At 31.2% G+C, this 11,642-nt stretch carries 11 protein-coding genes; 6 read left to right on the top strand and 5 right to left on the bottom strand.

Going from position 1 to position 11,642, the window contains the following annotated elements:
• Positions 1-5 precede the first annotated feature (5 nt).
• The 3 genes from DZ67_RS0106475 to DZ67_RS0106465 all read right to left on the bottom strand — a co-directional run bounded on the left by DZ67_RS0106475 (position 6) and on the right by DZ67_RS0106465 (position 3,278).
• Positions 6-1,637, bottom strand: a complete 1,632-nt coding sequence (locus tag DZ67_RS0106475) for a potassium channel family protein (RefSeq protein WP_024790917.1) — start codon at positions 1,635-1,637, stop codon at positions 6-8.
• 2 nt (positions 1,638-1,639) lie between these two features.
• On the bottom strand, positions 1,640-2,020 hold the full coding sequence (locus DZ67_RS0106470; protein ID WP_024787844.1) for a DUF6394 family protein: 381 nt from the start codon (positions 2,018-2,020) through the stop codon (positions 1,640-1,642).
• A 73-nt stretch (positions 2,021-2,093) separates the two neighbouring features.
• The gene (locus tag DZ67_RS0106465) at positions 2,094-3,278 is read right to left on the bottom strand and encodes a M20/M25/M40 family metallo-hydrolase (protein WP_035907196.1); all 1,185 of its coding nucleotides are present in this window, start codon (positions 3,276-3,278) and stop codon (positions 2,094-2,096) included.
• A gap of 239 nt (positions 3,279-3,517) precedes the next feature.
• On the opposite strand from DZ67_RS0106465, the gene cmoB reads away from it, so the two are divergent.
• The 3 genes from cmoB (at position 3,518) to DZ67_RS0106440 (ending at position 6,391) form a co-directional block, all read left to right on the top strand.
• Entirely contained in the window at positions 3,518-4,408 is an 891-nt protein-coding gene (gene cmoB / locus DZ67_RS0106455) for a tRNA 5-methoxyuridine(34)/uridine 5-oxyacetic acid(34) synthase CmoB (RefSeq protein ID WP_024787842.1), read from the top strand.
• Positions 4,409-4,554: 146 nt separating this feature from the next.
• On the top strand, positions 4,555-5,427 hold the full coding sequence (locus DZ67_RS0106445) for an aspartate carbamoyltransferase catalytic subunit (protein ID WP_024787841.1): 873 nt from the start codon (positions 4,555-4,557) through the stop codon (positions 5,425-5,427).
• 7 nt (positions 5,428-5,434) lie between these two features.
• The gene (locus tag DZ67_RS0106440; protein WP_024787840.1) at positions 5,435-6,391 is read left to right on the top strand and encodes an aminodeoxychorismate synthase component I; all 957 of its coding nucleotides are present in this window, start codon (positions 5,435-5,437) and stop codon (positions 6,389-6,391) included.
• A 20-nt stretch (positions 6,392-6,411) separates the two neighbouring features.
• Here the strand turns inward: DZ67_RS0106440 and glnA are convergent, their stop codons facing one another.
• Positions 6,412-7,878, bottom strand: coding sequence for a type I glutamate--ammonia ligase (gene glnA, locus DZ67_RS0106435; protein ID WP_024791905.1), 1,467 nt, complete (start codon positions 7,876-7,878; stop codon positions 6,412-6,414).
• 89 nt (positions 7,879-7,967) lie between these two features.
• Here glnA and DZ67_RS0106430 point away from each other — a divergent pair, with 89 nt between their 5' ends.
• The 3 genes from DZ67_RS0106430 to DZ67_RS0106420 are packed head-to-tail and all read left to right on the top strand — an operon-like array spanning position 7,968 to position 10,689.
• Positions 7,968-8,549: an aminotransferase class IV gene (locus DZ67_RS0106430; RefSeq protein WP_024790915.1), complete on the top strand. Its 582-nt coding sequence runs from the start codon at positions 7,968-7,970 to the stop codon at positions 8,547-8,549.
• Between the two features lie 12 nt (positions 8,550-8,561).
• A complete protein-coding gene (locus DZ67_RS0106425) occupies positions 8,562-10,283 on the top strand; it encodes a M3 family oligoendopeptidase (protein WP_024790914.1) in 1,722 nt (573 codons plus the stop codon).
• Positions 10,273-10,689, top strand: a complete 417-nt coding sequence (locus DZ67_RS0106420) for a hypothetical protein (RefSeq protein WP_024787836.1) — start codon at positions 10,273-10,275, stop codon at positions 10,687-10,689. The genes DZ67_RS0106425 and DZ67_RS0106420 overlap by 11 nt, the downstream gene beginning before the upstream one ends.
• Here the strand turns inward: DZ67_RS0106420 and DZ67_RS0106415 are convergent.
• Entirely contained in the window at positions 10,676-11,545 is an 870-nt protein-coding gene (locus tag DZ67_RS0106415; RefSeq protein WP_024790913.1) for a LysR family transcriptional regulator, read from the bottom strand. The two genes, DZ67_RS0106420 and DZ67_RS0106415, sit on opposite strands and share 14 nt — an antisense overlap.
• Between the last annotated feature and the right edge of the window lie 97 nt (positions 11,546-11,642).

Below are 11,642 nucleotides of genomic sequence, written 5' to 3'. Positions count from 1 at the left end.
TAATTTTATTCTCCAAGAACGTATTCAAGCTCATAAATATTATTTATGATATATTCAAAATCTTCCAGATTTTCATTATCGGAAGCAATCAGCAGTTTGTCGTTTTCCTGAATTTCCGTATCGGGGCTCGGCATAAGAATAATATTCTCACCCCTTTTCAAAAGCAGATAAACAATATGTAAAAGTTCGTTTCTGTTTTCCCTTGATTTTCTAATATCGCCTAATGTAATTTTTCTTTTTTGAAGTTTTAACATAAGGGCGTATGCATTCTCTTTATTTATTGTGATTTCGTAATAAAGAGGGTCGTCCCCCGCTATGTTTCTTAACATATTAACTATTACCTCGGCCCAGCTGTTTTCTTTTTTTCTTATTTCATTAATAAAAGAGTCCACCAAAGGCCTGGAAATATTTGTAATTGTATATTCGGCCGTAATTTTTTCCAAAACATAGATTCTGTCAATTTTAGCAGCCTGAAAAATAGTAATATCATCCAGGGAATTTTCCCTTGCAATAGTATATATGGACGGATTTAATTTTTTTGCTTTGTTAATAATAGTTAAATTCAATAAATCGTTATTGGTAGCGGCGATTATAGCCTGTGTATTTTTAATATCTAATTTTTCAAGTAATTTTCTGTCTTCTTCATCTCCAAAAATTACCGTTCCTTTTTCTTTTTCATAATTTTCTGTTTCTATTTTTAAAATATCAAACTGCATATTCGCTCTTTTTAATCCGTTTTCCAAAGCCTGTCCCATCCTTCCGTATCCGCAAATCAGATATTTGCCTTTGGGTAAAAAATCATTTTTTTCCAACATTAATTTATGCCCGAAAGCCCAAAGTTCCAAAAGCCATATATACGGTTTGGTGAGATTCAGAAAAATCCTTTCTGAAATTATTTTAAAAGGATTTTTAATATATTTAATCCCAAGTGATTTATAATAATCCTCCTGACTTTTTGAAGTGGCTTTTACAATTAAATCAACATTTGGATTTAATAGTTTACATATTGTGGCTATTTGCATATTTTTTGCATCATTTTCAAAAAGAGATATAACGCCCCTGCAGTATTTTGACTCTATTCCTGCATATTTTAAAATAATTTCATTTGTAGCGTCTCCGGCAATAGCAGGCACAATCGGATTGAAATTTTCCAAATTCAGTTCATCTGTTTTAACTTCACTTTTGTCTATAACAACAAATCTAAAATCTGAATTGTTTATAATCTCTTTTGTAATTCTGTTATATCCCAAAACAATAAAAAACTCTTCCCTTAAAGATTTTACCTGTTTAATAAATTTTCCTATATTAATAGCCTTTTTAAGTGATTCGTCCTGAATCAGCGCCACAATGGTTCCTATTGCATAAAACCATCCAATAACCGTTAAATATATTGAAAAAGTCACCCACAGTTTCTGAGGATATGTAAAAGCATACGGACCTTCCCCGAATCCTATGGTAGTAGCCATATAACTTACAAAATAAAACGCATCGAAAAAATTAAGATGATAAATATGCCCCTGATTATCCACCGCAGGAATTAACATAAGCCCTGCTATAGAAATGGAAAAGGTAAGCAGTAAAACCAGAAAAGGAGCCCTTAATTTTTTTAAAATAATCCAGATTGCCTGATTATTCATTTTTATCTTTTTGATTTAATGGTATCAGCCATAAATAAAATAACAGAAACAATATTTGCAAGCAGTGCTCCTCCTGATAGTGACACTATTGTAACTGCAGTCGTGACATCAAAATTTTTAAAACCGTAAAGTGATACAGCCCAAACCACGGATGAAAGTATAAGCTGTAAATCAGCAACCAGACTTGTTGCAAGCAAAACAGCTCCTAGCTGAGTTTTATCACCCAGTTTCATTGTCGTGGCGACTAAATTTACAATAATTGCAAAAAAAAGCTCCCAGGCGCTGTGCTGCTCAATTACAGTGGGGTCACCGTAAAAAAACCCGAAATTGATGGTCATGGCAAGAATAAAGAAAAATCCGGAAATAATTTTATACATATTCATTTGCAACCTTTTTTATTTTCTATTATTATCATACTCTTTCAGATAAAAAAGGTCGTTTTTTATTAATTTTTATTTAATTTTTTGTAACTTTTTGTAACAGTTTTTCTACCGTAGCCACAGTTTTTTGAATTGATTTTATATTTACCCTTTCTCTTACTGAATGCGGATTTTCTATGACAGGACCTATTGATGCCATGGAAACGTCTGGAAATTTATTTTTAAGCACGGCACATTCAAGCCCGGCGTGTATAACCTTAAAATCAAAATTTGTAAGTTCTTTTAGCATTTCGGCAAGCTTGCTGATTTCAGGTTTCCATGCAGGATATTCTCCTTCAAATTTAATTTCAGCCCCTCCTGCTTTGGATTTTAAATATTCTTTTACCTCATCTAAAGCTTCATTTGAATTGGCACGCAGGGAGAGGTTTATTTTTTCATTTTCAACTGTTGCTAAATTAATTGATTTATTTACGACATTAAATTCAAAGTCATATTCCAAAACCCCGTGAGGCAGATTTTTTAAAAATTTTATATAATCCCCGTCAAAAATTTCTGTTTCTCTGCCGTAACTGTTTTCAAAAAATTCTTTTGCCTTCGCGCTTTTGGCAATGGAGTTTCTCCTTTCCCCTCCCCTAATTTCCGCAACTTCATTTACATCAAAAGCCAGCTCTTTAATGGCGTTGGGTATATTTTTGTGTATATCAACCCCGCTGTGACCACCTGGGAGATTATCTATACTGATATCGGCTAAAAAGCCTTTCTTTTTTACCCTCTTTAAAGGATAGTTTATAACAGCGTCAACCCCTCCGGCACATCCTATATAAATATTTTCATCTTCGCTGTCAAAATTAAGAAGATATGGGGAATTTATTTTAAGTTCTAAATTAAACGCCCCGATAAGTCCTATTTCCTCGTCATTAGTAAAAAGATATTCGATATTTTTATATTTTTTCATTAAATAAAGCATAATTGCCACACCTATTCCGTTATCAGCCCCGAGTGATGAGTTTTTAGCACATATCCATTCTCCGTCACTTTCAATTTCAATATCCGGAGCTTTTCCAACACATACCATATCTATATGGGACTGTAGACAAATAACAGGTTTTTCACTGAAAGCCAAAATATTTCCCGCTTTATCCACTTTTACACAATAACCCTGTGTTTTTGCATATTCAATAATAAATTCTCTTAATTTTTCTGTTTTACCGCTGCAATGGGGAATTTTTGTTATTTTTTCAAATATTTTAAGCACTTCCATTTTTATCCTTTGGTATAATTTAAAAAAAGGTTTTTTTATGAAATATCTATTGATTATATTACCATTTTTTTTCCTTGGATGTGTAAATAAAGAGGGAGTTTCTTTGAATTATTATCCTCAGTGTCACGAAAATTATGATTTATATGGAGTATATTATAAAAAATGCGATAACAATATATATAATTTCAAACATAAAAAGAAAAAAATATGTCTAAACTGCAATTAATGGAGAATGTATAATGGATAATAAATTAAATATTGAAGATATACTAAAAGAAAGGCAAAAATGGTTTGAATGGAAAAATATAAAACCGATTTATGAAAAAGTAGCCAAGTTTCAAGTTCCAAGCTCCAAGTATATATTAGATGATGTAATTAAAATTGAAACTGAAAAAGATGATAAAGAAATTTTAGAAATAGCAAAGATGCTAAAGCCCTGGAGAAAAGGGCCGTTTAAAATAAACGATATTTTTATAGATACAGAATGGAAAAGTTATATAAAATGGAATATTATTAAACCTTATCTACATTTAGAAAATAAGGACATTTTAGACGTTGGGGGAAACAACGGATATTATGCTTTTAGAATGCTTGAAATGAATCCTAAAAGTATAGAAATATTTGACCCAAGTGCTTTATTTAATCTTCAATTTGAATTTATAAACAAATTTATAAAAAGCGATATTTCATATAAACTATTAGGAGTGGAACATATCCCATTATATAATAAAAAATTTGACACTATATTTTGTATGGGTGTTTTGTATCACAGACCCGACCCTATTACAATGCTAAAAGAATTAAAAAAAGGACTAAAGGAAAAAGGAGAGGTTATTTTGGATACCCTTATTATTGAAGGAGAAGAAGAAATCGCCCTAAGTCCCGTAAGATATGCAAAAATGAAAAATGTTTATTTTATACCTACTTTAAAAACGCTTTATAACTGGCTAAAAAAAGCAAAATTTAAAAATATAGAATTTTTAGGGAAAAGATACACAACTACTAAAGAACAGCGTAAAACTGAATGGATTGAAGGTGAAAGTTTAAATCATTTTTTGAGTATTGATCAAAGTAAAACAATAGAGGGGTATCCACCCCCCTTGCGCGTATATTTAAAACTGAAAAATTAATTTTCTGGCGAACTTTTAAAAAGTAAAACATACATTATAACAACAAAAGCTAAAGCTGTAATAAATGCACTTGATAAAACTGTTCCAAAACCCATAACTTCTCCTTTTTTTAAAGATATAGTAAAATTATACAAAAAAGGAATTAAATGTCAAAACATTTAACTCATACAAAAGATTTAAAAAAAGATGAAATATTACAAATATTCACATATGCGAAAAATTTTTTAGATGAAAAAAAAAGAGACGATTTAAAAGGCAAACTGATTATAAATATTTTTTTTGAAAATTCCACCCGTACAAGAAGTAGCTTTGAAATTGCAGCAAAAAGATTAGGTGCTGATGTGGTTAACCTGGATGTGGCAAGAAGTTCAACTGCAAAAGGAGAAACTTTATACGATACCGCTGCAAACCTTGATGCTATGGGACCAGATGCAATTGTGGTAAGACACAACCGATCAGGTGTTCCAAAAATTCTCTCACGTTATGTTAAATGCTCCATTATCAATGCGGGCGACGGAGCCCACCAGCATCCCACCCAGGGGCTTCTTGATTTGTTTACATTGCTTCAAAGATGGAATTCACTTGAAGGCAAAACAATATCAATCGTAGGGGATATCAGAAATTCAAGGGTTGCAAATTCCGATATTGAACTCTTTAGTAGGTTTGGGGCAAATGTTATTTTAGTGGGTCCCCCTCAGTTTTTACCAAAAACACATTTAAAAACTACATATAATTTAAAAGAGGCAATTGAAAAAAGTGATGCAATAATCAGTCTTAGAACCCAGACTGAAAGACATCAAAACGCCACATTTGCTTCTCTTGAAGATTATGCCCAGAATTTTAAAATTACAAAAGAATTAATTAAAGATAAAAATATCTTTATAATGCATCCGGGGCCTGTTCACAGAAATATAGATATTGATGATGAAGTGTTGAGAGATAAAAGATGTTTGGTGCTTGAGCAGGTAAAAAACGGTGTTGCGGTGAGAATGGGAATACTTAAATATTTGTTAAGTTAAATAAAAAATGAAATTTTTTTTAATAGATTTTGACGGAAATATTTTTATTGATGAAGTTAAAAATTTAAAAAATATCTATTTTACTTTTCCTAATTTTAAATTACTGCCTAAAAAACCTGAAAAAAAAGAACTTATTTTTAAAAAATATCCGATAAGTTTTGATAGATACAAAAAAGCTTTCAATGAAGTAATTGAAGAAATTAAAAACGGAAACACATATCTTTTAAACCTTACATTTCCTACAAAAATTCAGACAAACTGGGATTTATTAAGCATATTTTACTGGGCAAAAGCCCCTTTTAAATTATATTTTAAAAATAAATTTGTATGTTTTTCTCCTGAAAGATTTATAAAAATAAAAAATAACAAAATATATACATACCCTATGAAAGGTACAATTGAAGCCCATATTCCACAGGCAAAAAAACTTATATTAAATAATGAAAAAGAGATGGCCGAACATACCATGGTTGTAGATTTATTAAGAAATGATTTAGGTATTATTGGAAAAAATATAAAAGTAAATAAATTCCGCTTTATCGATAAAATAAAAGCAGGAGATAAAGAACTCTTGCAGGTTAGCAGCGAAATCGAAGCGACATTAAATAACTGGCAGAAAAACTGGCTTGAAATGATTTTAAAAATACTTCCTGCCGGCAGTATAAGCGGCACACCAAAGAAAAAAACCGTTGAAATTATAAAAAGGATTGAAGGTTACGAAAGAGGTTTTTATACCGGAATTTTTGGGATTACTGATGAAAAAACATTTCTTGAGAGCGCCGTAATAATTCGTTATATTGAAAAACCAAGCTCACAACCCACTACTCACAACTCACAACTCACCACTCACTATTCACTACTCACTACTCACTATATATATAAAAGCGGCGGCGGAATAACAATAGACAGCAATATAAAACAAGAATATGAAGAGATGATTAATAAAGTTTACATTCCGCTTTAAAAAAGAAAAAAAGGAGAAAATTAGCATGAGTATGAAGTTATAAATTCATACGGATGCGGTCTTCCTTCAATTGGAATAATTTCTGTTTCGTATTTGTAATCAATATATGTTTTTATAAATTCGTCGCTGAATACCTGTGTTCCGTCTTTTAGTTTTGCTTTTAAAAAGCTATCGGGATTTTTAAGTTCGTCTTCAACGGCATAAATAGCTTCTCTTAAAGTCGCTGGAAGCGTTCTTATTCCCCTCTCTTTGATTTCATCAAGACTAAGTTCAAACAAATCTTCATTTAAAGGTTCTTTTGCCGCATCATAAATTTCAAGATTATTTTTAATTCCGTCAAGTCCGGCCAACATCATTACCGTAAATGCCAAATAAGGGTTTGAGGTACTGTCAGGGAATCTGAATTCTGTTCTTACAGATTTTTCACCTGCACCCCACGGAATTCTGCAGCTTGCGCTTCTGTTTTTTGCACTGAAAGCCAAAATATTAGGCGCTTCAAATCCAGGTTGAAGTCTTTTGTATGAATTCATAGAAGCGTTTGTAAACGCAGCAACCGCATTCGCATGTTCGAACACACCCGCTATATATTTTTTAGCCACATCGCTTAAATGTGCATATCCGTTGGCGTCATAGAAAAGATTTTTACCGTTTTTCCATAAAGACTGGTGCGTATGCATTCCGTTACCGTTATCTCCGTATAAAGGTTTTGGCATAAATGTGGCTGTTTTTCCGTTTAAATGGGCAACCATTTTTACAACATATTTAAGTTTTTGAACATTGTCCCCAGCTTCTACCAATGTTCCGAATTTAACACCTATTTCTCCCTGAGCCTGTCCGACTTCATGGTGAACAACGAATGTTTCAAGTCCTACTTCTTTTAAAACTTTCACCATTTCAGCTCTTAAATCCATCATGGAATCAACCGGTGGCACCGGAAAGTATCCTCCTTTTGTTCTCGGTCTGTGACCAATATTCAGTTCATCTCCAAAATCTGCATAGTCATTCCATACACCCTCACTGCTATCAACTTCGTAGCACTGGGAGTTGATTTCATCTCTGATAATTACATTATCAAACACAAAAAATTCATTTTCAGGGCCGAAATAAGCCGCATCCGCAATACCCTGCTCTTCCATATATTTTAATGCGTTTTTTGCAATGCTTCTAGGACATTTTTCATATGGAGTCCCGTCTGTATTTAAAACATCACAAAAAACAACCATTGTAGGGTCAGCTGTGAAAGGATCCACAAAATGTGTTCCTATTTCAAAATCCGGTTTTAAAATCATATCTGAATTGTTAATAGGCTGCCATGCAGGAATTGAACTTCCGTCAAAAGGAATACCGTGTGTCAACACTTCAGCATCAATGCTGTCTATGTCATAAGCCACATGATGCAACACCCCTTTTATATCTGTAAATCTGAAATCGATAAATTCTATCTCTTTTTCTTTGCATTCTTGTAAAAATTTTTTTGCGTTTTCCATTTGCTCTCCTTTTTTGTTTTTAGTATTATACTTTAAATAAAATTTAAAGTGAAAAATTTTTTGTATAAATTTTAATCAATGGAGAAAAAATGGAATTTATTGAAACAGTTTTAGTTAAAAACGGAAAAATTCAAAATTTAAATTATCATCTAAAAAGAATGGAAAAAACACTTAAACATTTTTTTAATAGTGAAAAATTAAAAATTAAAAGTGAAAAGTTAAATTTTAATGATTTAGATAATGCAAGAGTAAGAATAACATATTCATATGATGGAATAAGAAATATTGAAGTTTTTCCAATAAAAAAAAGAAATTTTAGAAAATTTAAAATTGTAGAAATTGGTTTTAATTATCCTTTTAAATATAAAAACAGAAAAGCATTTTCCATTCTCCACTCTACATTTTCCATTGATTTTGATGAATTTATTTTAGTAAAAAACTCTCTTATAACCGATACCACCATTTCAAATCTCGCTTTTTTTACGGGAAGTGAATGGATAACACCAAAATATCCTTTGCTAAAAGGCACAAAAAGGCAAGAGCTGCTTGAAAAAGGATTAATAAAAAAAGAAAATATTCATATTTACGATTTGCTTTATTTTAAAAAAATGGCAATGATCAATGCAATTTTGGGATTTAAGGAAATAGAGGAATTTGATATAATTAGATAAAAAAGGATAAAAATGAACTGGGATTTAAGTGCACTATTTAATTCAATACCCGAAGCCGAAGAATTTTTAAAAGAGGCTTCTTTCAGGGCGGCGGATTTTGAAAAAAAATATAAAAACAGACTTTATACATTATCCGCCGATGAATTTATTGAGGTCTTAAAGGAATACGAAGATATTCTGGAAAATATAGGAAGAAGTTTAACTTATATATATCTTATATTTGCAACCGATACAAGTAAAGGGAGTTTTTTATCAAAATTTCAGGAAATTGCCACAAAAGCACAGGAACATCTGGTTTTTTTTGAGCTTGAATTTATTCATCTCCCTATTGATAAACAGCAAAAATTTATTGATAATTCGGGAATTTACAAATATTATTTAATTCATTTGCAAGAAGAAAGTTATTATAAACTAAGTGAAAAAGAAGAAAAAATATTAATGAAAAAAGATTTGACAAGCTCTTCGGCGTTTTCCAGGCTATTTGATGAGCATTTAAGCAAACTTAAATTCTTTTTTGACGGCAAATATCTGAGCGAAGAAGAAATATTAAGCAAACTCTATTCACCTGAGAGAAATGAAAGAAAAAAGGCACAAATCGCCCTTACACTCGGACTCAAACCCCATCAGCATATTTTAGCCTATATTTACAATCAGATAAAAAAAGACTGGAAAATAGAATATGTGGAAATCAGGGGATATGAAAACATCGAAGCTCCGAGACATTTAAGTAACAGAGTTTCTAAAAAAAGTGTTGACGCTTTGGTTAATACGGTTAATGAAAACACATGGATTGTGGAAAAATATTACAGTATTAAAAAACAGCTCCTCGGTTTAGATAAACTTTACGATTATGACAGATACGCCCCTTTGAATATAAAAGAAAAAGAAATTACTTTTGATGAAGCCAAAAATTTGGTGCTTGAGAGTTTCAAAGATTTTTCGGACACTTTTTATGAAATTGCCAAAAAAGCGTTCGAAGAAAAATGGATTGACGTATATCCAAAAGAAGGCAAAAGAGGAGGTGCGTTTTCCCACTCGGCCACACCAAAAGCGCATCCGTATGTACTTCTTAATTTCACTTCCCAAAGAAGGGATGTATTTACGCTTGCTCACGAATTAGGCCATGCAATTCATCAATATCTCTCACGGGAAGTCGGATATATCAATCAGGACACACCCCTTACAACGGCGGAGACTGCAAGCATTTTTTCTGAAATGCTTTTATTTGAAAAAATTAAAAATTCACTCACAAAAGAAGAGTTAATCGGGGTTTATGCAGGTAAACTCGAAGATATTTTTGCCACACTTTTTAGACAGATTGTATTTACAAATTTCGAAAGAAAAGTACATGAAGCCGATGAATTATCCGAAGAAGAATATAATAAATTATGGATGGAAGAAAATAAAAAAATGTTTAAAGAGAGCGTAACACTTACCAAAAATTATGAAATCTGGTGGAGTTATATCCCTCATTTTATTCATTCCCCGTTTTACTGCTATGCTTATTCATATGCCCAGCTGCTTGTTCTTACACTGTTTAAATTAAATAAAGAGGGATTTAATAATTTTGAAGAAAAATATATTAAATTCCTCTCCCAGGGGGGAAGCATACCTCCGAAAAAACAGCTGGAAATGTTTGATCTGAATATAGAAGATGAAAGTTTCTGGCAAAACGGAATTGAATTCGTAAAAGATATGTTAAACGAATTTGAAAGGCTTATAGATGATAATTGAAACACGGGAATTTAGAAATTTAAAAACAAAACATGCAAAAGAAATTTTATCTCTTTTGCTTGAAATAAACAGACCTTTTAATATCTTATGCTCTTTAAACGGCATAAACTTTAATCCTGCCCTTCCGGAACATATCTCAAGTGTATTTAAAGAGGTAATAATATTTACTTTGGCAAATTATACACTCGAAAGTTCATATATCGAAAATGAAAAATTAATTTTCGAAGCCGGATTCGGAGAAGAGAATTTCGGAAGTGTTGTAAGCGTTCCTGTTGAAAATATTATTCAAATAACCGAAGGGGAATCTCCTTTATTTATAAATATTGCCGCCACGCTTCCAAAACCGCAAAAGCCGAAAAATCCGTTTGCAATAAATCCGAGAAATAAAAAATTTATTGATGAATAAAATTTAAAATAGCTTCTATTTCTTTTGTTTTTTCCCTGTATGCAACATATGTTTTTCTTTTTAGATTCATATCTTTTATTTTTGAAGCAAACAATTTTTTATTTTTAAGCTCCCCTTTGATAACCGATTTCGAAATAATGGAAACTACCTGCTCGGATGAATTTAAAACCGTGTATTTTAAAGCTGTGGAATTATGAACAACGCTTATAATATTTAACATATCGCACTCAAATTCCTTAGCTTCAAACATTTTTTTCACAAACTCCCTCGTAGAGGAATTTGGCTCCCTGCATATCATTTTATATTTTTTAAGTTCATCAATACTTATTTTGGGAGGAAGCGGTTTATTGGAAAAAACAACCAGTTCATCTTCTATCCATTCTTCATAAAAAAGAGAGTTTTTATTCTTTTTGGTAACAAACGCCAAATCCAGAGCTTTTTTTTCCACATCTTCCAATAATTCATTATTGCTTTTAATAATCAGATTAATATCTTTGTTTATTAAAGACTGAAAATATTTAATACATTCAGGCAGATTATAATTACCAACAGTAGGGGACGCACCTATCAAAAAAGGTGTATCCATTTTTTTGAATTCTTTAATTTTTTTTTCAAAATTATTTAAAAATTTTTCAAAATCCCTGGCATATTTTAAAAATTCCTGACCTTCTTTTGTAAGCAGAACGCCAGTTTTTTTTCTTTCAAAAAGACTCACACCCAAAAAATCTTCCAAAATTCTTATCTGCTGTGTAACCGCCGGCTGGGAAATCCCCAAAACCCTGCTTGCTTTTGAAAACGAAGACTCTTTGTAAATAACCAAAAAAGTATATATTTTGTCCAAATATTTAATGCTCATACTTTTCCTTTAAATATAATAAAAAATTATAACATAATAAAAATTAAATTATAAATTAATTTTTTATTTTTTTATAAAAATTTGTTATAATTAATAA

Source organism: Lebetimonas sp. JS138 (assembly GCF_000523335.1).
GTDB lineage: Bacteria > Campylobacterota > Campylobacteria > Campylobacterales > Nautiliaceae > Lebetimonas.
The sequence above is the reverse complement of the archived record's forward strand: the minus strand, read 5'-3'. Positions and strand labels throughout refer to the sequence as shown.